The 24,488-nt window shown below is 71.2% G+C and carries 21 protein-coding genes; 11 read left to right on the top strand and 10 right to left on the bottom strand.

Going from position 1 to position 24,488, the window contains the following annotated elements:
* Positions 1-23: 23 nt before the first annotated feature.
* From Q0863_RS02615 to grxC, 3 genes are all read right to left on the bottom strand, one after another.
* A complete protein-coding gene (locus Q0863_RS02615; RefSeq protein WP_298574765.1) occupies positions 24-1,031 on the bottom strand; it encodes an isocitrate dehydrogenase in 1,008 nt (335 codons plus the stop codon).
* A gap of 129 nt (positions 1,032-1,160) precedes the next feature.
* On the bottom strand, positions 1,161-1,550 hold the full coding sequence (locus Q0863_RS02610) for a carboxymuconolactone decarboxylase family protein (RefSeq protein ID WP_298574763.1): 390 nt from the start codon (positions 1,548-1,550) through the stop codon (positions 1,161-1,163).
* Positions 1,551-1,673: 123 nt separating this feature from the next.
* Entirely contained in the window at positions 1,674-1,958 is a 285-nt protein-coding gene (gene grxC / locus Q0863_RS02605; RefSeq protein ID WP_298574761.1) for a glutaredoxin 3, read from the bottom strand.
* A gap of 173 nt (positions 1,959-2,131) precedes the next feature.
* On the opposite strand from grxC, the gene Q0863_RS02600 reads away from it, so the two are divergent.
* From Q0863_RS02600 to Q0863_RS02570, 7 genes are all read left to right on the top strand, one after another.
* Positions 2,132-3,787: a M48 family metalloprotease gene (locus tag Q0863_RS02600; protein WP_298574759.1), complete on the top strand. Its 1,656-nt coding sequence runs from the start codon at positions 2,132-2,134 to the stop codon at positions 3,785-3,787.
* A gap of 100 nt (positions 3,788-3,887) precedes the next feature.
* Positions 3,888-4,577, top strand: coding sequence for a phosphate regulon transcriptional regulator PhoB (phoB, locus tag Q0863_RS02595; RefSeq protein WP_298574757.1), 690 nt, complete (start codon positions 3,888-3,890; stop codon positions 4,575-4,577).
* A 200-nt stretch (positions 4,578-4,777) separates the two neighbouring features.
* The gene (gene phoR, locus Q0863_RS02590) at positions 4,778-6,103 is read left to right on the top strand and encodes a phosphate regulon sensor histidine kinase PhoR (RefSeq protein ID WP_298574755.1); all 1,326 of its coding nucleotides are present in this window, start codon (positions 4,778-4,780) and stop codon (positions 6,101-6,103) included.
* 59 nt (positions 6,104-6,162) lie between these two features.
* The gene (gene ppk1, locus Q0863_RS02585; RefSeq protein ID WP_298575861.1) at positions 6,163-8,244 is read left to right on the top strand and encodes a polyphosphate kinase 1; all 2,082 of its coding nucleotides are present in this window, start codon (positions 6,163-6,165) and stop codon (positions 8,242-8,244) included.
* The gene (ppx, locus tag Q0863_RS02580; RefSeq protein WP_298574753.1) at positions 8,244-9,779 is read left to right on the top strand and encodes an exopolyphosphatase; all 1,536 of its coding nucleotides are present in this window, start codon (positions 8,244-8,246) and stop codon (positions 9,777-9,779) included. The genes ppk1 and ppx overlap by 1 nt, the downstream gene beginning before the upstream one ends.
* 234 nt (positions 9,780-10,013) lie before the next feature.
* A complete protein-coding gene (locus Q0863_RS02575; RefSeq protein WP_298574751.1) occupies positions 10,014-11,162 on the top strand; it encodes a glycosyltransferase family 1 protein in 1,149 nt (382 codons plus the stop codon).
* The gene (locus Q0863_RS02570) at positions 11,140-11,679 is read left to right on the top strand and encodes a phosphatase PAP2 family protein (protein ID WP_298574749.1); all 540 of its coding nucleotides are present in this window, start codon (positions 11,140-11,142) and stop codon (positions 11,677-11,679) included. The genes Q0863_RS02575 and Q0863_RS02570 overlap by 23 nt, the downstream gene beginning before the upstream one ends.
* Before the next feature lie 30 nt (positions 11,680-11,709).
* On the opposite strand, the gene Q0863_RS02565 is transcribed toward Q0863_RS02570, so the two are convergent.
* The 5 genes from Q0863_RS02565 to creB all read right to left on the bottom strand — a co-directional run bounded on the left by Q0863_RS02565 (position 11,710) and on the right by creB (position 16,874).
* Positions 11,710-12,594, bottom strand: a complete 885-nt coding sequence (locus tag Q0863_RS02565) for a carbon-nitrogen hydrolase family protein (RefSeq protein ID WP_298574748.1) — start codon at positions 12,592-12,594, stop codon at positions 11,710-11,712.
* On the bottom strand, positions 12,591-13,202 hold the full coding sequence (locus Q0863_RS02560) for a GNAT family N-acetyltransferase (protein WP_298574746.1): 612 nt from the start codon (positions 13,200-13,202) through the stop codon (positions 12,591-12,593). Before Q0863_RS02560 ends, Q0863_RS02565 begins: the two co-directional genes overlap by 4 nt.
* Positions 13,203-13,223: 21 nt before the next feature.
* Complete coding sequence (gene creD / locus Q0863_RS02555) at positions 13,224-14,573, bottom strand: cell envelope integrity protein CreD (RefSeq protein WP_298574744.1); 1,350 nt, start codon at positions 14,571-14,573, stop codon at positions 13,224-13,226.
* A gap of 179 nt (positions 14,574-14,752) precedes the next feature.
* Complete coding sequence (gene creC / locus Q0863_RS02550; protein ID WP_298574742.1) at positions 14,753-16,180, bottom strand: two-component system sensor histidine kinase CreC; 1,428 nt, start codon at positions 16,178-16,180, stop codon at positions 14,753-14,755.
* A gap of 10 nt (positions 16,181-16,190) precedes the next feature.
* A complete protein-coding gene (creB, locus tag Q0863_RS02545) occupies positions 16,191-16,874 on the bottom strand; it encodes a two-component system response regulator CreB (RefSeq protein ID WP_298574740.1) in 684 nt (227 codons plus the stop codon).
* A gap of 154 nt (positions 16,875-17,028) precedes the next feature.
* Between creB and rlmJ the strand changes: the two genes are divergently transcribed.
* The 4 genes from rlmJ (at position 17,029) to Q0863_RS02525 (ending at position 22,818) form a co-directional block, all read left to right on the top strand.
* Entirely contained in the window at positions 17,029-17,886 is an 858-nt protein-coding gene (gene rlmJ, locus Q0863_RS02540; RefSeq protein WP_298574737.1) for a 23S rRNA (adenine(2030)-N(6))-methyltransferase RlmJ, read from the top strand.
* 258 nt (positions 17,887-18,144) lie between these two features.
* The gene (gene mfd / locus Q0863_RS02535; RefSeq protein WP_298574735.1) at positions 18,145-21,678 is read left to right on the top strand and encodes a transcription-repair coupling factor; all 3,534 of its coding nucleotides are present in this window, start codon (positions 18,145-18,147) and stop codon (positions 21,676-21,678) included.
* Complete coding sequence (locus Q0863_RS02530) at positions 21,675-22,244, top strand: phosphoglycerate mutase family protein (RefSeq protein WP_298574733.1); 570 nt, start codon at positions 21,675-21,677, stop codon at positions 22,242-22,244. The genes mfd and Q0863_RS02530 overlap by 4 nt, the downstream gene beginning before the upstream one ends.
* Positions 22,245-22,368: 124 nt before the next feature.
* A complete protein-coding gene (locus Q0863_RS02525; protein ID WP_298574731.1) occupies positions 22,369-22,818 on the top strand; it encodes a hypothetical protein in 450 nt (149 codons plus the stop codon).
* A 68-nt stretch (positions 22,819-22,886) separates the two neighbouring features.
* Here Q0863_RS02525 and Q0863_RS02520 read toward each other — a convergent pair whose 3' ends face one another.
* Both Q0863_RS02520 and Q0863_RS02515 read right to left on the bottom strand, forming a co-directional pair.
* On the bottom strand, positions 22,887-23,333 hold the full coding sequence (locus Q0863_RS02520) for a hypothetical protein (protein ID WP_298574729.1): 447 nt from the start codon (positions 23,331-23,333) through the stop codon (positions 22,887-22,889).
* Positions 23,334-23,623: 290 nt separating this feature from the next.
* Positions 23,624-24,472: a pirin family protein gene (locus Q0863_RS02515; protein WP_298574727.1), complete on the bottom strand. Its 849-nt coding sequence runs from the start codon at positions 24,470-24,472 to the stop codon at positions 23,624-23,626.
* Positions 24,473-24,488: the final 16 nt, after the last annotated feature.

Raw genomic sequence — 24,488 nt, 5'->3', positions numbered from 1 at the left:
ACCCGCAGCCCCGCAACAGCCGATCAGATCCGGCTGGCGATCGCCCTGGCGAACGACATGGTGTTGCCGCTGCCGCCCAGGTCCGGGGTCAGGTTGTCCTGCGCTTCCAGCGTGGCGACCACGGCCTTGCGCAGGCGGGCCGCATCATCGGGCTTGCCGAGATGGTCGAGCATCTGCGCCGCGCCCAGCAGCAGCGCGCAGGGATTGGCCTTGCCCTGGCCGGCGATGTCGGGCGCGGTGCCGTGCACGGCCTCGAAGATGGCAGCGTCCTTGCCGATGTTGGCGCCCGGCGCCAGGCCGAGGCCACCGACCAGGCCGGCGCACAGGTCGGAGATGATGTCTCCGAACAGGTTGGTGGTCACGATGATGTCGAACTGCTCCGGCCGCATCACCAGCTGCATGCAGGTGTTGTCGACGATCATCTCGTTGCATTCGATCTGCGGGTACTGCGCCGCCACCTCGCGCGCCACCTTCAGGAACAGGCCCGAGGTGGTCTTGAGGATGTTGGCCTTGTGCACCACGGTGATCTTCTTGCGGCCGGTGTTCTGCGCCAGCTCGAAGGCGTAACGGACGATGCGCTCGGAGCCCTTGCGGGTGATCTTCTGCATCAGCGTCGCGGTTTCGCCGTCCTCGGTGATCGACTGGCCCTCGCCGATGTAGGCGCCCTCGGTGTTCTCCCGCACCGTGATCAGGTCCACGCCCGTGGGGAAGCGCGACTTGGTGTTCGGGAACGACTTGGCCGGGCGCACGTTGGCATACAGGTCGAAGCGCTTGCGCAGCTCGACGTTGATCGAGGAGAAGCCCTCGCCCACCGGCGTGGTCAACGGGCTCTTGAGCGCGATGCGGTTGCGACGGATCGAGTCCATGGTCGCCTGCGGCAGCAGCTCGCCGTGCTTCTCGAGCGCCACCAGGCCGGCGTCGGCCTCCTCGTAGCGCAGGCCGACGTCCATCGCGTCGAGCACGTGCAGGGTGGCGTCCATGATCTCCGGGCCGATGCCGTCGCCGCGGATGACCGTGATTGTCTGGGTCATGTGGGGGATGTCCATGCGAAAGACGCCGCGCGGAAGGCGCAGCGTGGAAATTGGTTCAATCTGAAATTATGCCCGAAAGCCGGCCCCGCCCCCAACTCGACCAAAGTCGCGCGGGCCGGATCGGCCGTCTCAAGCCGGCGCGTGGTCGTGCGCCGTGGGCGCGTCCGCCCCGCCCTGCTCGAGCCGGTCGAGGAAATCCACCGCCCTGCGCAGGTGCGGAATGACGATGCTGCCGCCGACCACCAGCCCGACGGAGAAGGTCTCGAACAGCTCCTCCCGGCTCGCCCCCGCCTCGTGGCATTGGGCGACGTGGTAGCTGATGCAGTCGTCGCAGCGCAGCACCAGCGAAGCGACCAGGCCCAGCAGCTCCTTGGTCTTCACGTCCAGCGCGCCGGCCTGGTAGGTCTGGGTATCCAGCGCGAAGAAGCGCCGGACCACCTGGTTGGGTTCGGCCAGGATGCGTTCGTTCATGCGCTGGCGGAACGCGGTGAATTCGCCGACCCGGTCTGACTCGCTCATCTGCCCTGTTCCTGGTTTGTCGTGCTGGAAGGAAGTGTCTCGCCACCACATGCCGCACGCCGCCCGGCGCCATGCGCGGGACGCGGCATGCGGGCACCGGCAAGACGTGCCGCAGGCGCCTGCTCAGGCGCCGAGCAGCGCCTCGAGCCGGCCGGCGCGGTGCAGCGCCATCATGTCGTCGTAGCCGCCCACATGGACGTCGCCGATGAAGATCTGCGGCACCGAGGTCCGCCGCGTGCGCGCCACCATGCGTTCGCGCTCCACCGGATCCAGGTCGATCCGCACCTCCTGCCACTCCAGCCCGCGGCTGCGCAGGAAATTCTTGGCGGCCACGCAGTAGCCGCAGATCGCACTGGTGTACATGATGATCGGCGGCTGCGCCGTCGCCGGGGCGGAATCGTCAGCCATGGCGGGAACCTGTTTCGCGGAGATGGGTCGAATGGTGGATCCCGCCGCCGCGCATTTCCACCTCCGCCGGCGGAACGCTGCAAACGATTAACATCGGATTCACTCCTTGCGCGCGTGGCACCGGCATGCTTGCCGCGGGCGACGCCCGCTCGCCCCGCCCGCTCCGGACCGCCATGCGCCCCAGCTACTCCCGCCTCCGCACGCTGCTGACCACCGCCCTGCTGGTCCTGGTGGCGGCCGCCGGCGCGCACGCGCAGGAAAACCGCCTGCCCGACATCGGCTCTTCGGCCGGCAGCGTGCTCGGTCCGGTGCAGCAGGCCGAATATGGCCGGATGATGCTCGCGCAGCTGCGCCACTACGGCTACGTGCTCGAGGATCCGCTCACCGAGGCCTGGCTGCAGTCCACCGGCAATCGCCTGGCGGCGGTCAGCGACGATCCCGAGCAGCGCTTCACCTTCTTCATGATGAAGGACCGGAGCATCAACGCCTTCGCCACGCTGGGCGGCTACATCGGCATGAACGCGGGCCTGGTGCTGGCGGCCGAACAGGAAGACGAGGTGGCCGCGGTGCTCGGGCACGAGATCGCCCACGTCACCCAGGCGCACGTACTGCGCAGCGTCGAGCGCGCCCAGCGCGACAGCATTCCGATCCTGCTCGCCATGCTCGGCGCGATCGCGATCGCGCAGTCTGCCGGCGGCAATTCCTCAGACGACGCGGCCATGGCGGCGATCGCCAGCGCCCAGGGCCTGGCGGCGCAGCGCCAGATCAACTACACCCGCTCCAACGAATCGGAAGCCGACCGCATCGGCATCCGCACCCTGGCCCGCGGCGGTTACGAACCCGAGGCGATGGCCAGCATGTTCGAGCGCATGCAGGCGGTCTCGCGGACCAACCAGGGCGGCGAGCGCGAACGCCTGCCGGACTACCTCAAGACCCACCCGGTCACCACCACGAGAATCAGCGAGGCCAAGGACCGCGCCTCGCGGCTGGGCGGGAGCACCGTGACCGGCTCGGTGTCCACGCCCGACGCCACGCGCACGCAACGGGTGCGGATCGACGGCGCCACCGTGCCCGACAGCCTGCGCGTGAGCGACAACCCGCTGCTGCCCTCGACCCTCACCCTGCTGGCGGGCCTGGAGAGCGGCGAGAGCCGTGAGTTCGGCTGGGCGCGCGAGCGCCTGCGGGTGCTGTCGGCCAACACCCCGGACGCCGCCATGCGCGAGTACGAACTGATCGCCCGCGCCGCGCCGCTCGACGATGCGCAGCGCTACGGTCTGGCCGTGGCGCAGCTGCGCGCCGGCCGCGGCGAACAGGCGGTGGCCGGCCTGGCCGGGCTGCTGGACCGCCATCCGGGCGACCTGTGGATCACCCTGGCGCTGGCCGAAGCCGAGGCCCATGCCGGTCGCGCGGCCGCCGCCGACCGGCGCTTCGAGGGGCTGCTGGAGCGCATGCCGCGCAACCCGGCGGTGGCGCTGACTTACGCCGACGTCCTGGTGGCGCGCAACACGCCCGAGGCAGGGCGCCGGGCCCAGGAGGTCCTGCGTCCGCTGCTCAACTCCAGCAGCGACGACCCGGCTTTCCAGCGCACCTTCGCCCGCGCCAGCGAGATCGCCGGCGATCCGGTCCGGGCCGGCGAATCCTGGGCCGAGGCGGCCTTCCTCAGCGGCCGCGAGGAGCAGGCGCTGGTCCAGCTGACCACGCTCCGCAAGCGCGAGGACCTGGACTACTACGCACGGGCGCGGATCGACGCGCGCATCGCCCGGATCACGCCGGTGGTGCTGGAACTGCGCCGCCAGGGCCTGCGCGATCCGGACCTGCGCCGCCACTGATCGCGTGCTGCGGCGCGGCCGTACGCGGTCATCATTGCGTCACAAAACTGTCGTCTAATGCCCCGCATCGGCCACAGTGGCTGGCCTGGCAGGACCGGACGTGCAGAAACGCATCCTGATCGTCGACGATGAACCCGCGATCCGCGAAATGGTCGCCTTCGCCCTGCGCAAGGGCGATTTCGAGCCGGCCCACGCCGGCGACGCGCGCGAGGCGCAATCGGCCATCGCCGACCGGGTGCCGGACCTGATCCTGCTCGACTGGATGCTGCCCGGCACCAGCGGCCTGGAGCTGGCCCGGCGCTGGCGCAAGGACACCCTGACCCGCGACGTGCCGATCATCATGCTCACCGCCCGCGGCGAGGAGAACGATCGCGTCGGCGGGCTGGAGGCCGGCGTCGACGACTACGTGGTCAAGCCGTTCTCGGCGCGCGAACTGCTGGCGCGGATCCGCGCGGTGATGCGCCGCTCGCGCGAGGACGACGAGGACGGCAGCGTCAGCGTCGGCGGACTGCGCATCGACGGCGCCGCGCACCGCGTGTTCGCCAACGACCAGCCGGTCAGCATCGGGCCAACCGAATACCGGCTGCTGCACTTCTTCATGACCCATCCCGAGCGCGTCTACAGCCGCACCCAGCTGCTCGACCACGTCTGGGGTGGCAGCGTCTATGTCGAGGAGCGGACGGTCGACGTGCACATCCGGCGCCTGCGCAAGACCCTGGAGCCGTCCGGCTTCGACGGCATGGTGCAGACGGTGCGCGGCGCCGGCTACCGCTTCTCGGCCGCGGTGTGAGCAGGCCGTCCCGGCCGGGACAGCCGCGGCCGGGCCCGGCGGGCTTGTCCCGCGCGGCGCGGACGGGCATGGTCGACGACAGCCTGCCCCTGGTCGTGATGCCGCGGGGGACGGGCCGCCACACCGGCCCGGTCTGACCCGGGCCAGCGCCCGCCTCCACGCCACCCACCCGAATCCGCCCGTCCCGCCACTTGATTCCCATGCCGCCCAGCGCCCGTTCCGCGTGGATCCGCACCCTGTGCCAGCTCGGCCTGGTGCTGGCGGCCGCGCTCGTGGTCGGACTGCTGCTGGGCCAGACCGGACTGGCGCTCGCGATTGGCGCGCTGTGCGTGCTGGCGTGGCACTACTGGCGCCTGCGCCGCCTGCTCGCCCGGCTCGGCGCGCGGCAGCGCCAGCCGGAGGTGTTCGGCAACGGCGTGTGGAACGAACTCGAACGCCAGCTGCGCGCCAACCAGGACGGCATGCGCGCGCGCAAGCGCCGCCTGATCGCGATGCTGCGCGCCTATCGCGCGGTCGCCGCGGCGCTGCCCGATGCGGTGGTGGTGGTGGAACGCAACAGCCAGCGCGTGCAGTGGTTCAACGACGCCGCCACGCGCCTGCTCGGGCTGCGCTACCCGGCCGACGTCGGCCAGCCGCTGGGCGACCGGCTGCAGCCGCTGCGGATCTCGCACTGGCTCGCGGCAGGCCGCAATGCCGAACCGCTGCTCGACGCGCCCTCGCCGGTGGCGCCCGAGATCCGCCTGACCCTGCGCCTGATCCCGTATTCGGACGACCTGTGGCTGGTGGTCGCGCGCGACGTGACCAAGATGATGCGGCTCGAGCAGATGCGCCGCGATTTCGTCGCCAACGTCTCCCATGAACTGCGCACGCCGCTGACCGTGGTGCATGGCTACCTCGACATGCTCGATGCCGAGGAGCACCCCGAATGGGCGCCGATGCTGGGCGAGATGCAGGTGCAGTCGCAGCGCATGACGCAGCTGGTGGAAGACCTGCTCACGCTGTCGCGGCTCGAAGCCCAGGACGGCGTGGAAAGCGAGCCGGTGGCCATGTCCTCGATGCTGGGCACGCTGCGCCGCGAGGCCATGGCGCTGAGCCAGGGGCGCCACCTGGTGACCATCGAGGACAGCGCCGGCGTCGACCTGGACGGCTCCACCCGCGAGTTGCACAGCGCGTTCTCCAACCTGGTGAGCAACGCGGTGCGCTACACCCCGGCCGGCGGCACCATCGCGATCGATTTCGCCCGCGACGGCGACGGCGCGGTGCTGTCGGTGCGCGACAGCGGCTACGGCATCCCGCCGGCGCACCTGCCGCGCCTGACCGAGCGCTTCTACCGCGTTTCGACCAGCCGCTCGCGCGAATCGGGCGGCACCGGCCTGGGCCTGGCCATCGTCAAGCACGTGCTCAACCTGCACCAGGCGCGGCTGGAGATCGCCAGCGAGGTCGGGCGCGGCAGCGTGTTTTCCTGTCATTTCGGCGCCGACCGCATCCTGCCGCGCGACGGCGACTGTCCTGGAGCTGTTCCGTGAACCGATCCGGCAAGGCGGCGACGCCGCGCAAGCCACGCAAGACCGCTCCAGCCGCGCCGCTGCCGCCGCCGGACGCGACGACCCCCGATCCGCTGTACGAACCCTCGCTGTACTTCAACCGCGAGCTGTCGCAGCTGGACTTCAACTTCCGCGTGCTGGCCCAGGCGCTGGACGAGTCCGTGCCGCTGCTGGAGCGGCTGCGCTACCTGTGCATCTCCTGCACCAACCTCGACGAGTTCTTCGAGATCCGCGCGGCCACCGTGCGCCACGCCCAGGATTTCGGCACGGTGCCCACGCCGCCCGACGGCCTGGCGCCGGCGACGGTGCTCAAGCGCATCCACGATCGTGCCGCCGAACTGGTCGATGCCCAGTACCGGTGCTGGAACGAGGTGCTGCGCCCGGCGCTGACCGACAACGGCGTGCGCGTGATCGGCCGCGGCCAGTGGAGCGCGCGCCAGACCCGCTGGCTGCGCGCATACTTCCGCGACGAGATCATGCCGGTGCTCTCTCCGCTGGGCCTGGATCCGGCGCATCCGTTCCCGAAGATCCTCAACAAGTCGCTCAACATCGTGGTGGTGCTGAAAGGCCGGGACGCGTTCGGACGCGTCGGCAACCTCGCCATCGTCCGCGCCCCGCGCTCTTTGCCCCGCATCATCCAGCTGCCGGAGAAGGCGTCCGGCGGCGAGAACGACTTCGTGTTCCTGTCGGCGGTGCTGTCGGAATTCGTGCACGAACTGTTCCCGGGCATGGAGGTCAAGGGCGCCTACCAGTTCCGCGTCACCCGCAACTCCGAGCTCATCGTCGACGAGGACGAGGTCGAGAACCTGGCCCTGGCGCTGCGCGACGAGCTGCGCGGGCGCGGCTACCTGCGCGCGATGCGGCTGGAGATCGCCGCCAACTGCCCGCAGTCGATCGTGCGCACCCTGCTGCGCAACTTCGAGCTGCCCGAGAACGCGGTCTACCGCATCGACGGTCCGGTCAACCTCAACCGGGTGATCCAGGTCTACGACCTGGTGCAGCGGCCGGACCTGAAGTTCCCGCCGTTCCAGCCGCGCGCGCTCAAGCACGGCGACGCGATGTTCGACCTGCTCGCCACCGGCGACGTGCTGCTGCACCACCCCTTCGATGCGTTCTCCCCGGTCCTGGAACTGATCAAGCAGGCGGCCGAGGACCCCAACGTCCTGGCGATCAAGCAGACGCTGTACCGCACCGGGGCCGACTCGCCGATCGTCGAGCACCTGGTCCAGGCCGCGCGCAACGGCAAGGACGTGACCGTGGTGGTCGAGCTGCGCGCGCGCTTCGACGAGGAAGCCAACCTCGGCCTGGCCGACCGGCTGCAGGAGGCCGGCGTGCAGGTGGTGTACGGCGTGGTCGGCTTCAAGACCCACGCCAAGATGCTGCTGGTGGTGAGGCGCGAAGGCCGCAAGCTGCGCCGCTACGTGCACCTGGGCACCGGCAACTACCATTCCGGCACGGCCCGCGTGTACACCGACATCGGCCTGATCAGCGCCGATCCGGACATCGGCAACGACGTGCACCTGATCTTCCAGCAGCTGTCCGGCCTGGCGCCGGCGATCTCGCTCAAGCGCCTGCTGCAGTCGCCATTCACGCTGCACGCGGGCATCCTCGAACGCATCGAGCGCGAGGCCGCGCATGCGCGCGCCGGCCGCCCGGCGCGGATCATCGCCAAGATGAACGCGCTCAACGAGCCGCAGGTGATGCGCGCGCTGTACGCGGCCTCGCAGGCGGGCGTGTCGATCGACCTGATCGTGCGCGGCGCCTGCTCGCTGCGACCCGGCGTCCCCGGGGTGTCCGAGAACATCCGCGTGCGCTCGATCGTCGGCCGCTTTCTCGAACACCATCGCGTCTACTGGTTCGGCAACGACGGCCAGCCCGACCTGCTGTGCTCCAGCGCCGACTGGCTCGAGCGCAATCTTTTGCGGCGGGTGGAGACCTGTTTCCCCATTCTCGATCCAGTGCTCGCCGCACGGGTCAAGGAAGAGGCCCTCGACAACTACCTGGCCGACAACCTCAACGCCTGGGAATTGCACGAGGACGGCGTTTACCGCAAGCTTGCGCCGGACGAGGATTCCCTGCCGCATTCGGCGCAAACCTTCCTGCTGGCCAGACTCTGCGGATGATGGATGCGCTTGCCCGTGCCGGAACGCTGACCTCGCCACTGCGCGACGGCGACATGCTGGCCGCGATCGACCTGGGGTCCAACAGCTTCCACATGGTGGTGGCCACCTACACGCTGGGCCAGCTGCGCATCGTCGACCGGCTGCGCGAGACCGTGCGCCTGGCCGAAGGCCTGGACGGCAAGGGCGCGTTGTCGGCGGAAGTGCGCCAGCGCGCGCTGACCTGCCTGGCACGCTTCGGACAGCGGATCCGCGAAATCCCGCCGCAGCGCGTGCGCGCGCTGGCGACCAACACCGTGCGCCTGCTGGCCGCGCCGCAATCGTTCCTGGTCCCGGCCGAGACCGCGCTCGGCCACGGCATCGAAGTGATCTCCGGCCGCGAGGAGGCGCGCCTGATCTACCTTGGCGTCGCCCACGCGCAGCGGCCCCGCCCCGGCAGCCTGCGCCTGGTGGTCGACATCGGCGGCGGTTCGACCGAATGCATCATCGGCCGCGGCTTCCAGGCGGTCGAACGCGAAAGCCTGCAGGTCGGCTGCATCGCGACAACACGCCGCTTCTTCGGCAACGGCAAGCTGTCGAAGAAGAAGTGGCGCGAAGCGGTGATCGAAGTCGGCGCCGAGTTCCAGCAGTTCGCCAACACCTATCGCGCGCTGGGCTGGAACGAGGCGATCGGGGCGTCCGGCACCAACAAGGCGATCGGCGAGATCTGCGCCGCGATGAAGCTGACCAAGGGTGCCGTCACCGCCGAGGCACTGCCGCAGGTGCGCGACCGGCTGCTGCAGGCCGGCCACATCGACGACATCGACCTGCCCGGCCTGTCGGCCGACCGGCGACCGATCATCGCCGGCGGCATCGTGGTCCTGGAAGCGGCCTTCGCCGCGCTTGGGCTGACCCGCATGGCGGTGAGCAAGGCCGCCATGCGCGAAGGCGTGCTGTACGACATGCTGGGCCGCGGCGGCGAACACGACCCGCGCGAGGCCTCGATCCTCGCCCTCACCCAGCGCTACGGCATCGACGTGGCCCAGGCCGCGCGCGTGGAAACCACGGCGATCCGCCTGTTCGAACAGGCCGCCCCCGCCTGGAAACTCGATTCGGACGACCTGCTGATGCTGGCCTGGGCAGCACGGCTGCACGAGGTGGGCCTGGTCATCGCGCACAGCCAGTACCAGGTGCACGGCGCCTACGTCATCGAGCATTCCGACATCGCCGGCTTCTCCCGCCAGGAGCAGCAGTTCCTCGGCGCGCTGGTGCGCACCCACCGGCGCCGCGTACCCAAGTCCGCCTTCGATGCGCTGCCCGACCGCCTGCTCGACTCGGCGCGGCGCAGCGCGGCGCTGCTGCGGATTTCCGCCCTGCTGCACCGCGCGCGCGATGCCGACGAGATCCCGCGCCTGGACCTGGAGGTGGCCGGATCCAGGCTCATCCTGCGGATGGATCGCCGCTGGCTGGAGATGCGGCCGCTGCTGCGCGCCGACCTCGAAAGCGAACCCGCGGACATCGCCTCGCTCGGGCTCCAGCTCGAGATCGCGGCAGACTGAAACACCACCTGCAGCGGATCGACGCGCACCGCAAGGCCTGCGCGAAGCGGCGGTTGCACTGTGAACACCGGCTCCGACCAGAGCGCGGGGTGACGCGCTTGCGAACCGATCCGCTGCGCGAAGCGGCCTGCCCACCCCGCGTCCACCCCGCGTCGCCTCCGTCACCGCGCGGTCATCCGCCCGCCATCGGGGTTTCATCCGCCAGGGGCAGCATGGGCCAAACGCGGAGGCCGCATGCACTACGCCATCGTCACCGAGACGTACCCGCCCGAGGTCAACGGCGTGGCGTTGACCGTGCAGTCGCTGGTCACCGGCTTGCGGGCGCGCGGCCACCGGGTCTCGCTGGTGCGGCCGCGCCAGCAGGAGGCAGGCCCAGCCGATCCGGAACAGACGCTCGTGCCCGGCTTCGCGCTGCCCCGCTATCCGGGCCTGCGCGCGGGCCTGCCGGCTGCGCGGTTGCTGGGCCGCACCTGGCGCAGCGCTCGACCCGACGCGATCTACATCGCCACGGAAGGCCCGCTGGGCTGGTCCGCCCTGCGCGCCGCCCGCAGGCTCGGGATCCCGATCGCCACCGGCTTCCACACCCGCTTCGACGAGTACATGCGCGACTACCGCATGCCCTGGCTCGAGCCGGTCGCACTGGAGTGGATGCGCCGCTTCCACAACCGGGCCGATGCGACCCTGGTACCGACGCGCGAACTGGAAACCACCCTCCGCAGCAGCGGCTTCCGCCACGTGCGCCGGCTGCCGCGGGCGGTCGATACCGCCCTGTTCGACCCGTCCCGCCGCAGCGCCGCGGTGCGTGCCGCGCTGGGGATCGCGGCCGGTGCGCCGCTGGTGATCCATGTCGGGCGGCTGGCGCCGGAGAAAAACCTGCCGCTGGCGTTGCGCGCATTCCGCCGGCTGCAGGCACAGCGTCCCGACGCACGGATGGTCATGGTGGGCAACGGGCCGCTGCGCGAGCGCCTGCAGCGCGAGAATCCCGATTGCGCCTTCACCGGCGTGCTGCGCGGCGAGGCGCTGGCGCGCATGTTCGCGAGCGCCGACCTGTTCCTGTTTCCGAGCCGGAGCGAGACTTTCGGCAACGTGACCCTCGAGTCAATGGCCAGCGGCGTCCCGGTCATCGCCTACGACTACGGCGCGGCGCGCGAACACCTGCGCGACGGCATCCATGGCGCCGCTGTGCCCTGCGACGACGAAGGCGCGTTCCTCGCTGCCGCGGTGGCCCTGGGTCGCGACCCCGACCGGCTGCGGGCCCAGGGATTCGCGGCGCGCGAGGCCGTGCTTGGGCTCTCGCAACAGCAGGTGGCGGCGGACTTCGACCGGCTGCTGGCAGGACTTCGCGAACCGGAGCACACACATGTCGACGACGCCGCAGCCTAGCTGGTGGGTGCAGAACGATTCGGGCTGGTGCCTGCGCGCCAACCGCGCCGGCGCGCGGCGCGGGATCCGCAGCGGCTTCGCCCTGGTCAGCCGCCTGGGCGACGGGGTGTTCTGGTACCTGCTGATGGCGACGATGATCCTCGCCGACGGCCTGGACGGCCTCGCCGCCAGCGCGCACCTGGCGGCGACCGGCGTGGTGGCGCTCAGCCTGTACAAGTTCCTCAAGCGCTGGACGCGGCGGCCGCGCCCGTTCGCCGCCGACTGCCGCATCCATGCCTGGGTGGCGCCTCTGGACGAGTTCAGCTTCCCCTCCGGCCACACCCTGCACGCGGTGGCCTTCACCGTCGTGGCGCTGGCCTACTATCCGGCGCTGGCCTGGCCGCTCCTGCCGTTCACCATGGCGGTGGCCGCCTCGCGCGTGGTGCTGGGCCTGCACTACCCCAGCGACGTACTCGCCGCCACCGCCATCGGCGGCGCGCTGGCCAGCCTCTCGCTGTGGATCGGCACGCTGCTGTAGGCAGCGCGTCACGGCCTGCCGCTGCGCGCTTCAGTCCAGTCGTTCGACCCGGGCGCTGGCGACCCCCGGGAGCGACTGGCCGCGCCAGTCGCGATCGTTGGCCACCTGGGCGTGTGCGCGCGAATCCTCCAGCGCCGCGAAATCGAGTTCGGCCACTGCCCATTGCGCGTCGCCCACGGTGGCTGCAACCACGCCATCGGCCGGCCAGCCGGCGTCCATCGGCGCATGGAGGGCCGCCTCGCCGGTATTCACGTCCAGCGCAGGGTTCCAGGGCGCCTCACCCGCGGTCACCGCCCGTGCCACGAAGCAGCGGTTCTCCAGCGCGCGCGCCAGGCAGCCCACGCGGACGCGGGTCGCGCCGGCCGCGGTGTCGGTGCAGCTGGGCACCAGCAGCAGCCGCGCGCCAGCCTCGTACTGCGCGCGCACCGGCAGCGGGAACTCGATGTCGTAGCACACCGCCAGGCCCAGCCGCAGCCCGCCCACGTCGAACACCTTCAGCGCGTCGCCGCCATCGATCAGGCCGGTCGCCTTCTCGAAGCCGGTGAGCTGCAGCTTGTCCTGCCAGGCATGGGCGCCGCCGGGCAGCAGCAGGTCGGCGCGGTTGCGGTAGCGTCCGGTTCCGGAGTCGACCAGGAACGTGCCTGCGGCGACGATCATGCCGGTGTCGCGCGCGATCGCCGAGAACAGCGCCAGCCACGGTTCGCGATAGCGCTGGATCGCCGCCAGCGAGGCGTGCAGGTCGCCGGCAATGTCCGGGGCCAGCGTCGAGGCCAGCTCCAGCGACAGGTATTCCGGCAGGACGGCGATGCCGGCGCCCTGCGCCGCGACGCCCTCGAGCAGGCGCCGCTGGCGTTGCGCGAACGCATCGAAGCTGGCGGGCGCCTGGATCGCATATTTCGCGGCGGCGACCTTCATGCCGCCGACTCCAGCGGCCGCGTCCAGAAGGTCAGTGCGTGGCTGCACTCGCCGACGCCGGGCTCGGCCCAGTCCAGCTGCATCGAAAGCCCGGGCTGGCGCGTATAGCCGCGGCCGCGCCACAGTGCCTCGTGGCCACGATGGTCGCCGGGACGCCGGGGATCGCGCGGGTCGCGGTCGATGGCGGCGAACGCGGTCCAGCCGAAACCGCCCAGCCTGCGCGCATGCGCCTCGCGATGATCGAAGAATGCGTGGCCGGCGCCCTGCCCGCGATACGCCGGCAGCAGCACCGATTCGCCGAAATAGAACACCTGCGCCGGATCTGGGTCGCGGCCCGCGAACGGCGCGCGGAACGCCGGCGCATCGTCGACCAGCGGCAGTCCGGTGGACGCACCGACCACGCGTCCGCCAGCGAAGGCCAGCACGAACACGCTGCGCGGCGAGGCCGCGTAGGCGGCGAGGTAGTCGCGTTCGTAGTCCATATCGCCGGCATAGAGGTAGGGCCAGTCGCGGAACACCTCGATACGCAGCGCGGCGACATCGTCCAGATGCCGCCGCGCGTCGCTGCCGGTCAGGCTGCGGATGGTGAGTGGGGAGTCCTCGCGCATCCGCCGATTCTAGCGCCGGCCTCAGTCCCGGGCCGCAGCCGTGCGCGCCGAGAGCTGGTACCAGTCCACCTTGCGCGTGGCCACCATGATCGCGGACAGGATCAGGAACAGCAGGCCGGCGCCGAGCACCAGCGCGTTGTCCTCGGACACGAGCAGGCCGTAGAGCGCCGCGTACAGCGCCGCCAGGATCGCGGCGAAGCCGAGTCCGCGCGCGGTGCTGCGCAGCACCGCAGACAGGTAGAACGCGATCAGCCCGATGCAGGCCACCGCCGCGCCCAGGTAGGCCAGGCCGAAGGCGACGTGTTCGCTGAGGCTGACCAGCAGCAGGAAGAAGATCGCGATTGCCAGTCCCACCAGCGCGTACTGGATCGGATGGATCGGCAGCCGCTTGAGCAGTTCGAACATGAAGAAGCCGACGAAGGTCAGCAGCACGAACAGCAGGCCGTACTTGGTCGCGCGCTCGGCCTGCAGGTAGGGATTGACCGGATCGACCAGGGACACGCTGACGGCGTCGGGCTGCGGCGCCCAGGCCTGGCCCGCGGCCACCTCCGACAGGCCTAGCGAGGGCTGCTGCAGGTAACGGCGCTGCGCGTTGCTCGCCACCGACGCGAGCTGCCAGCGCGCGCGGAAGCCGCTGCCGTCCATGTCGTGCTGCGGCGAAACGCCCTCGAACTTCGGATGCGGCCAGGACGAGGCCAGGCGCAGGTCGTTGTTGCGCCCGTAGGGCATCATCGCGAAGGCCTCGGTCCCGCGCAGCTGCAGTTCGATGCGCGTGTCCAGCACGATGCGGCCGCCGTCGCCAGGCGCGTCGAGGCGCACGTGCAGGCCGGGACCATCGGCGTGGCCGATGCCCTGCAGCGGGGTCATCGCGACGCCGCCGGCCAGCAGCCGCGGCGTGCCGCGCAGCCCGCGCACGTCGGCGATGCCGTAGCTCAGCCAGGGCCGCCCGAGCTCGCGGCTGGCCGCCGCGTCCTCCGGTGGCGGCAGCTGCACGTCGAACCTGGCCACGGCCGCACCGTCCCACTGGTAGACGCGCACCTCGTGCAGTCCGCGGCGCCGCGTGTCCGGCAGCAGCGTGCCGTCGATCGACAGCGATTCGGGGAAGAACGTCCAGCTGCCCGTCCTGCGCTGCACCACGCGTCGCGATTCGCCGTCGTCCTGCACCACCTCTGCCTCCACCGTCTCGGTGTAGGGCACCACCAGCACCGGCCCGCCGAAGACCTGATGCCCGCCGAAGTTGGCCGCGATGTCGCGCACCGCCTCGTGCCGATAGGCCTGGCGCTCCTGGATCGTGCCGCGGATCAGCAGCAACGGCACCAGGATCGCCAGGGTCATGCCCGCCACCATCAGGATCTTCAGCCACAGTCGCATCGCACTTGCTCCTCGTCCGGATACAGCCGGCACGATGCGCATCCGATGCGGGGCGACGATGGCGGGACGGTGAAGCGTGGGTGAAGCGGCGCGGCGCGCACGACTGTTCCGGGTCGGGCGCGAGACCCGGGGCCAGCTGGCGCCGTGCGACGACGCGGCCGATGCGCGCCTGCCAACCCTCAGCCCAGCGGCAGGAGCACGCTGGCGATCGCGCCGCCGCCCGGGCCGTTGCGCAGGTCGGCCTCGCCGCCGTGGAGCGACGCGACCTCGCGCACGAAGCCCAGCCCCAGGCCACTGCTGCGCGCGCCGCTGCCGGGGCGCGGCAGCGAATAGAAGCGCTCGAACACCCGGCCGGCCGCATAGTCGGGGATGCCCGCCCCCTGGTCCGACACCTCGACGCGCAGGCGCGCACCGTCCATGCGCGCGGCCAGGGTGACCCGCCCGCCGCGCGGCGAGAAGTCGATGGCGTTGTCGAGCAGGTTGCCGAGCATCTGCCGCAGCAGGAAGCGATCGCCCGGCAGCGGCGGCAGCGCACCCGCTGTCGCAATCGCAAGGTCCACGCCCGCGTCGCTGGCGCGCAGGGACGCATCCGCATGCGCATCGGCCAGCAGCGCGCCCATGTCCACGGGCTCGGGATCCTCGATCCTCTGGCGGTGTTCGACCGCCGCAAGCGCCAGCAGCATGTCGATGGTGCGGGTCATGCGTTCGCCCTGCTCGCGGATCGTGGCGGCGAAGTGGGCGCGGTCTGCCTCGGGCAGCGGCCGCTCGAGCAGCTCGGCCGCACCGCGGATCGCGGTCAGCGGCGATTTCAGCTCATGGGTGAGGCTGTGCACGTAGTGCTCCACGTACTGCTTGCCCTCGAGCCGGTCGCGCATGGTTTCCAGCGCCAGGCCCAGGTCGCGGAACTCCCCGGCCGAGCGCGGCAGCGTGGCGCGTTCGCCCTCGGTCACGGCGCGCGCATAGCGCTGCAGTCCGCCCAGCTGGCGCGACAGCCACCAGGCCGCGAACAGGCCGATGGTCAGGGCCGCACCGAGCAGCACCAGCCCCCAGCGCCGCACGATGCGTTCGCTGCGCTGGATGAACGGTTCGATCGTGCGGTTGGGCTTGGATACGGTCAGCACCCCGATCACGCGCTCGCCATCGCGGATCGGCGCGGCCACGTGCATCACCGAGGACGACTCGTCGGCCGGATCGCTGCGCGTGGAACGCGCGCCGTACTCTCCGCGCAGGGTGCGGTAGACATCGTTCCAGCGCGAATTGTCGCGGCCCAGGTCGCGTCCGGCCGAGTCGAACACGACGATGCCGGCGGCATCGGTGACGGTGATGCGATAGCTCACGCCGGACTTGTCGAAATCCCAGATGCGCGCGCCCAGCTCGCGTTCGCGCAGCTTGGCGATGCGCGCGGCAAAACGGCCGTCGGCCATGCGCCCGGCGAGCATGTCGTCGGTGGCCAGTTCGGCGAGCACGTTGGCGGTATCGGCCAGCGTGTCCTCCATCGCCTGGCGCACGCCCGGCTTGACCTCCTGCACGAACACGCGCATCAGCAGGAAGCCGGCGATCGCGACGATCACGAAATAGCCGAGCAGGATGCGCAGGCCGATCTTCACTGACGCGAACTCAGTCCACGGCCAGCGAATAGCCCAGCCCGCGATGGGTGCGGATCGGGTCGGCGTCGGGGGACACCGCATGCAGCTTGGCGCGCAGCGTCTTGACGTGGGTGTCGATGGTGCGGTCGCCGCTCTCGAGCGCATCGCCCCAGACCCGGTCCATCAGCTGGGCGCGACTGAGTACCGCGCCGGGGCGCGCCAGCAGCGCCGCCAGCAGTCCGTATTCGTAGCGGGTCAGATCGAGCAGCCGTCCGCGGTAGCGGATGCGCATGCCTTCGGCGTCGTGGTCGAAGCCTGCCGCGGGCGGCGCGGCCGCGTCGCCGGGCATGGTCGGCTGCACGCGCCGCAGCACCGCGCGCACGCGCGCCACCAGTTCGCGCGGGGAGAACGGCTTGGGCACGTAATCGTCGGCGCCCAGCTCGAAGCCCAGGATCCGGTCGGCCTCGTCCTGGCGCGCGGTCAGGAAGATCACCGGCAGGTCGCGCTGCTCGCGCAGCCGGCGGCACAGCGCGAAGCCGCCCAGGTCGGGCAGGCCGACATCGAGGATCGCCAGGTCGAAGGCCTCCGCTGCCGCCTGCTCCAGCGCATCGCCGGCGGTCAGGCAGTGCGTGGCCGCATGGCCCTCCTCGCGCAGGGCATACAGCACCGTGCCGGCAATGGCGGCTTCGTCTTCGACCAGGAGGATGCGCGGCATGGGGGATCGCTAGGCGGAGAAGCAGGAGAAGCGTAGCGACTTGTCGTCCGCCGCGCAGCGGCCAGCGCATGCCGCCGGCGCGCCCGGCGCGGTTGCCGCTGCGCCCGGAGCGACAAACATTTAGGCTGTCCGGTCCCGCATCCGGCTGCCTGCCATGAACTATCGCCACGCCTTCCACGCCGGCAACCACGCCGACGTGCTCAAGCACACCGTGCTGCTTGCGCTGTGCGAAGCGCTGGTGGCCAAGCCCGCGGCATGCTTCGCGCTCGATACCCACGCCGGACGCGGCCTGTACCGGCTCGATGCCGGCGAGGCGCGTCGCACCGGCGAAGCCGCCACCGGCGTCGAGGCCCTGTTCGCGCGCGGCACCGCAGCGGCGCTGGCGCCGTACCGCGCGGCGGTGGAGGCTTGCCGCGCGCAGCACGGCGCCGCTGCCTATCCGGGTTCGCCCTGGCTGCTCGCGCATGCGCTGCGTGAGCAGGACCGCATCGCCTGCTGCGAGCTGCAGCCGGACGAAGCGGCCGAACTACGCCGCTGTTTCGCCGGCGATGCGCGCGTGGGCGTGCACCAGCGCGACGGCTATTCGGCCATCGATGGCCTGCTGCCGCCCAGGTCGGGCGACAGCCGCATCGGCCGCGGCCTGGTCCTGGTCGATCCGCCCTACGAGGCGCAGCGCGCGGAGTTCGATCCGATCCTGTCGGCGCTGCGCTCGGGACTGCAGCGCTGGCCGCAGGGCGTGTTCGCGCTGTGGTATCCGGTCAAGCAGCGCGCCACGCTGCAGCCGTTCCTGCGTCGCGCGGCGCACCTGCCCGCCAAGTCGGTGCTCGTGGCCGAACTGATGGTGCGGCCGGAGGAATCGGCGCTGCGCATGAATGGCAGCGGCATGCTCCTGTGCAACCCGCCGTGGCGCTTCGAACAGGCGCTGCAGCGGCTGCTGCCCGCGCTGCAGGACGCGCTGGCGCCGGCCGGCGGCGCGCATCGGCTGCAGTGGCTGCGGCAGGAAGCGTCCTGAGCGACGCGGAACACGAAGAAGGATCCTGACTGGCCAGGGCCGCCGCCTGCGCCGGTTCCGCCACCATTCCTCCGCACCGCGCACGCCAAGGCCCCGACGCTGCCGGGGCGTCGCTACTGCCCGGACCGCAGTTCGCGGTCCTGCGGACCCTGCCGCCTGGCGGACGCCGGCCGCTCGCGCCAGCCGGGGTAAAATCGCGCCTTCGTACGCTGGCAACGCCGTTGCCGGCGCGGTCGTGCTTTTCCGGATCCAGATTCGATGCCCGCACAGGACAATCTCCCCACCCTCCTGCCGCGCCCCGGCCAGCCCCGCGCCTGGTGGCGCGTGCCCGCCAGCCGCAGCGCCCTGGCCTGGCACGCCGCCCGGGCCGCGCGCGCGCAACCGGCCCCGCTGCTGCTGATCGCGCGCGACAACCAGGCCGCGCACCAGCTCGAATCTGACCTGCACACCCTGCTGGGCGAGGCCGGCGACCTGCCGGTGGTGCCGTTCCCGGACTGGGAAACCCTGCCCTGGGACCGCTTCAGCCCGCACCCGGACATCATCTCGCAGCGCCTGTCCACCCTGTTGCGGCTGCCCTCGCTGCGCCGCCAGGCGATCGTGATCGTGCCGGTGCAGACGCTGCTGCAGCGCCTGCCGCCACTGCGCTACGCCGTGGGCAGCGCATTCGACGTGCGCGTCGGGCAGACGCTCGACCTGGAGGCGGAGAAGCGCCGTCTCGACGGCGCCGGCTACCGCAACGTGCCCCAGGTGTTCGATCCGGGCGATTTCGCCGTTCGCGGCGGGCTGCTCGACGTCTACCCGATGGGCGCGGCCGAACCCTACCGCGTCGAGCTGCTGGACGACAGCATCGAGACGATCCGCGCCTTCGATCCGGAAACGCAGCGCTCGCTCGACAGGGTCGAGGCGGTCCGCATGCTGCCCGGCCGCGAAGTGCCCACCGATGCCGACGCGCTGGGCGCCGCGCTCGACGCGCTGCGCGACCGTTTCGACGTCGACGCGCGCCGCAGCGCGCTGATGCAGGACCTGCGCGCCGGCATCGCGCCGGCCGGCATCGAGTACTACCTGCCGCTGTTCTTCGATGCGACCGCCACCCTGTTCGACTACCTGGCGCCGGGCTTCCTGCCGCTAGTCGACGAGGGCGCGCTGGAAGCGGCCGACCATTTCTGGAAGCAGGCCGGCGACCGCTACGAGCAGCTGCGCCACGACATCGAGCGTCCGATCCTGCCGCCGTCCGAGCTGTGGATGTCGCCCGAGGCGCTGCGCGAGCGGCTCAACGCCGGCCAGCGCATCGAACTGTGCCCGGCCTCGCACCCGCGCCATGCGCAGGCCGCCGCGCTGGGCGACCAGCCCGCGCCTTCGCTGCCGCTGGCCCTGCGCGACAGCGAGCCGGGCGCCGCGCTCAAGCACTTCCTGTCCAGCTATGGCGGCCGGGTGCTGGTGGCCGCCGACTCGGCGGGCCGCCGCGAGGCGCTGATGGAAATGCTGGACGCGGCCGACCTGAAGCCGGCGGTGCTGCCGGGCTTCACCGCGTTCCATCCGCATCCGGCCGCCCGCGCCGAGGCCGCCGCCGACGGCGCGCGGTTCGCGATCGCGGTGGCGCCGCTCGAGGACGGTTTCGCCCTGGACCCCGGGGCCGCCGGCGACGGGCAAATCGCGGTCCTCACCGAGCGCCAGCTGTTCCCCGAGCGCGCCGCGCAGCCGCGCCGCCGCAAGCGCGCCGGACGCGAGCCCGAGGCGATCATCCGCGACCTGGGCGAGCTGAGCGAAGGCGCGCCGATCGTGCACGAGGACCACGGCGTGGGCCGCTACCGTGGCCTGGTGACGCTGGAGGCCGGCGGACAGCCGGGCGAGTACCTCGACATCGAGTACGCCAAGGGCGATCGCCTGTACGTGCCGGTCGCGCAGCTGCACCTGGTGAGCCGCTATTCGGGCGCCTCGCCGGAAACCGCGCCGCTGCACAACCTCGGCGGCGAGCAGTGGACCCGCGCCAAGCGCAAGGCGCAGGAGAAGGTGCGCGACGTCGCCGCCGAACTGCTGGAGATCCAGGCCAAGCGCCAGGCCCGCGCCGGATTGGCGCTGCAGGTCGACCGCGCCATGTACGAACCCTTCGCCGCGGCGTTCCCGTTCGAGGAGACGCCCGACCAGCATGCCGCGATCGAGGCGGTGATCGGCGACCTCGGCTCCAGCCAGCCGATGGACCGCGTGGTCTGCGGCGACGTCGGCTTCGGCAAGACCGAGGTCGCGGTGCGCGCGGCCTTCGTCGCCGCCGCGGCCGGCAAGCAGGTCGCGGTGCTGGTGCCCACCACGCTGCTGGCCGAGCAGCACTACCGCAACTTCCGCGACCGCTTCGCCGACTGGCCGCTCAAGGTGGAGGTGCTGTCGCGCTTCAAGAGCAGCAAGGAGATCAAGGCCGAGATCGACAAGATCGCCGAAGGCACGCTCGACGTCATTGTCGGCACCCACCGGCTGCTGCAGAAGGACGTGAAGTTCAAGGACCTGGGCCTGGTCATCGTCGACGAGGAGCAGCGCTTCGGCGTGCGCCAGAAGGAGGCGCTCAAGGCGCTGCGCGCCAACGTGCACCTGCTCACGCTCACCGCCACGCCGATCCCGCGCACGCTCAACATGGCCATGGCCGGGCTGCGCGACCTGTCGATCATCGCCACCCCGCCGGCGCACCGCCTGGCGGTGCAGACCTTCGTCCACGCCTGGGACGATGCGATGCTGCGCGAAGCCTTCCAGCGCGAGCTCGCGCGCGGTGGCCAGGTCTACTTCCTGCACAACGACGTGGAAAGCATCGGCCGCATGCAGCGCCAGCTGCAGGAGCTGGTGCCTGACGCCCGCATCGGCATCGCCCACGGCCAGATGCCCGAGCGCGAGCTGGAACGGGTGATGCTCGACTTCCACAAGCAGCGCTTCAACGTGCTGCTGTGCTCGACCATCATCGAATCGGGCATCGACATCCCCAACGCCAACACCATCATCATCAACCGCGCCGACAAGTTCGGCCTGGCCCAGCTGCACCAGCTGCGCGGCCGCGTCGGCCGCTCCCACCACCGCGCCTACGCCTACCTGGTGGTGCCGGACGCGCGCTCGATCACCGGCGATGCGCAGAAGCGGCTGGATGCGATCGCCTCGATGGACGAGCTGGGCGCGGGCTTCACCCTGGCCACGCACGACCTGGAGATCCGCGGCGCCGGCGAACTGCTGGGCGAGGACCAGAGTGGGCAGATGGCCGAGGTCGGCTTCAGCCTCTACACCGAACTGCTCGAGCGCGCGGTGCGCAGCATCCGCCAGGGCAAGCTGCCCGACGCGGACGAACCCGCGTACCGCGGCGCGGAGGTGGAACTGCACGTCCCGGCGCTGATCCCCGAGGATTACCTGCCCGATGTGCACACGCGCCTGACCCTGTACAAGCGCATCAGCTCGGCGCGCGATGCCGACGCGCTGCGCGAACTGCAGGTGGAGATGATCGACCGCTTCGGGCTGCTGCCGGATCCGGCCCGGCATCTGTTCGCGATTGCCGAACTCAAGCAGCAGGCCACCGCGCTGGGCATCCGCAAGCTCGACCTGGGCGAGGCCGGCGGGCGCCTGCAGTTCACCGAACAGCCCGCGATCGACCCGATGGGCGTGATCCGCCTGATCCAGGGACAGCCGAAACACTACCGGATGGACGGGCCGGACAAGCTGCGCATCAGCCTGGACCTGCCCGACTTCGACACGCGCTCCAAGGCCGCGCGCGGCCTGCTGCTGGCGCTCGCGCCTTCCGGCGCGCCAACCGGAGGACGCCGATGAACTCCGATGTTGCGCACCGCAGGCCTGGCCCGTCCCGCGGCAGCTGTACCGCGTGGCGGCACGCGCTGCCGGCGCTGCTGGCCGTGGTCATGCTGCTGGCCTGCGCCAGTCCGCCACCGGAGCGCGCCGCTGCCGGGGGCGTCGTGTTCGTGGTCGTGCGGCATGCGGAAAAGGCGGACGCCAGCGCTGATCCCGAACTGAGCGCCGCCGGCCACGCGCGCGCCCGGAAGCTGGCCACCCGGCTGGCAGGCGAACCGCTGGTCGCGATCTACACCACCGACCTGCACCGCACCCGTCAGACCGTCGCGCCCGTGGCGGCGGCGCAGAGGCTGCAGCCGGTGCTCTACGATCCGCGCGAACCCGCCGCCAGCTTCATCGCGCGGCTCAGGGCAGCGCACCCCGGGGGCACGGTGCTGGTGGCCGGGCACAGCAATACCGTCCCCGATCTCGTCGCCATGCTTTGCGCCTGCGACGTCGAACCGATGCCCGAGCACGAATTCGACCGCATCAGCACCGTGCGCATCGACGCGCATGGCGATGCGCGCCTGGAAGTGGCCCGCTACTGACAGCCGCCGCGGCCGGACAGACGGCTGCTCCCGCCGGGCGGCCACATGCAAATGGAGACGGCCGTCACTTTTGGTGCATTGCATCATGGGACTGGCCGTGGCATGGTCGGGACGTCCCCCTTGCATGGACCGCTCGATGATCAAGCGCTGGATTCCGTTCGCCGCCCTGCTCCTGCCCCTGCAGGCCCTGGCACAGTCGGGCGCGTGCCCGGAGCTGCCGCCGGCCAGCGGGCTGGCGTGGGAGGTTTCCGAAGGCGGGGATTTCCTCTACTGCCGCGCCGTGCACCAGGCCGACGGCGCCCAGGCGTTCTCGGTGATGCTGCGCGAAGAGTCGCCGATGCGCGAGCGCATGTCGCTGCGCGAGGAGCGCGGCGCGATCGACGGCCACGAAATCCGCTGGTATCGCGGCGATGTAGCGACCACGAACGCGATCGTGCGCGAAACCGCCATCGAACTGGACGACGACCTGGTCGCCCACATCGTGCTGCGCGCCGTCAGCGAAGAGCAGCTGGCCGAGAGCCGGCGCCTGGCCGAAGGCCTGCGCTTCGCCGATACCAGGCTGGGCAGCCACTAGCCCGCGGTCGCGCAGCCGGCATCCGCCGGCTACGTACAATCCTTTCCGGGCCTCGGCGCCCGGGCGGCTCAGTCGCCGCCGACCGCGGTTGCGCGGAAGCGCATGGCCTCGGCCAGTTGCTGGTTGCGCGCCAGCAGTTCCTCGGAATCGGCGCGCACCACGATATGGGCATTGCTGCTTCGCCCCAGTTCCACCAGCGTCTCGCGCACATGCACGTCGCGGCGCGTAGCCACGTCACCGCGATACCAGCGCACCTTGTGGCCGTCGATCACGCCACCGTCCTCGCGCAGCGCACGCTCGGGCCGGAACGCGGGATCGGGTCCCAGCAGCACCGAAAACGCCTGGTTGCCGTCGGCCTCGCTGATGGCCTTGCAGAACACGAAGTCCGGTCCATGCACCACCTCCCAGCCCAGGGCCGCGCCCGCCGGCAGTTCGGGGCAATTCTCTTCGGCCGCCTGCGCGGTCGCGTGGCCCGACCACAGCAGGCCGGCCAACAGCAGGATCATCGTTCTCATCGGAAATAGCTCCATGTAGCGAAGGGACCACGAGGTCACAGTCCTGCATGGGGGAGGTGCCGCACCGCAACAGCTCCGTGGATGGCGCCGTCTGCCTTGGGGGGCGAAGTCCGTTTCCGGGGACCACTATACCCACGGCTCGCGCAGGCGCCTGCTGCAGCGCCGCATCGCCCTTTCGGGGCCACGGTGACGGCAGGGATCGCGGCAGTCCGGCTGATGGGCGCGACCCGCATCGCGAAGAAGCCGGGCAATGCCCGGCTTCCATGTCGACGCAACGCTGGCGCGCCCTGTCAGAAGCGGCCTTCCTGGTAATCGACGAAGGCCTGCATGATCTCCTGCCGGGTGTTCATCACGAACGGACCATGGCGGGCCACCGGCTCGCGCAGCGGACGCCCTGCGACCAGGATCAGGCGTGCGCCCTGCGCGCCGGCGCGCAGGCTGAGCACGTCGCCGCCGCCCAGGACAGCCATCTCCTGCGCCGCCAGTGGCCGGGCATCGTCGTCGCTGCCCAGCAGCACCTGCCCCTCGAAGGCGTTGTGGCCGGCAGGCAGGGCATGCAGCCACTGCGCATCCGCCTCCAGCGCGATGTCGAGGTACAGCGGCTCGGTCGCCGGCTGCGAGATCGGGCCGCGCACACCGTCGACTTCGCCGGCGATCAGCTTCACCGTCACACCGGGCGCCGGCGTCACCACCGGCAACTCGGCGGGCGGGAATTCCTGGTAGCGCGGATCGGTCATCTTCTCCTTCGCCGGCAGGTTCACCCAGAGCTGGAAACCGCGCATGCGGCCGGCCTCCTGCTCGGGCATCTCCGAATGCACCAGGCCGCGGCCGGCGGTCATCCACTGCACCGAGCCGGGAACCAGCAGGCCCTCGTTGCCGTGGTTGTCCTTGTGCCGCATGCGGCCGTCGAGCATGTAGGTCACGGTCTCGAAGCCGCGGTGCGGATGGCTCGGGAACCCGGCCAGGTAGTCCTCCGGGCGATCGGTGCCGAACTCGTCGAGCAGCAGGAACGGATCGAGATCCGGCAGCTCGGCGCCGCCGATGACACGCGTCAGCTTGACCCCGGCCCCGTCGGACGCGGGCGTGCCGCGGATCGTGCGGGCGATGCGGGCGTAACGGATGGGATCGATGGTGCTCATGGGCCGGGCCCTCTGT

It is taken from the genome of uncultured Luteimonas sp., assembly GCF_947492465.1.
Classification (GTDB): Bacteria; Pseudomonadota; Gammaproteobacteria; order Xanthomonadales; family Xanthomonadaceae; genus Luteimonas.
The sequence above is the reverse complement of the archived record's forward strand: the minus strand, read 5'-3'. Positions and strand labels throughout refer to the sequence as shown.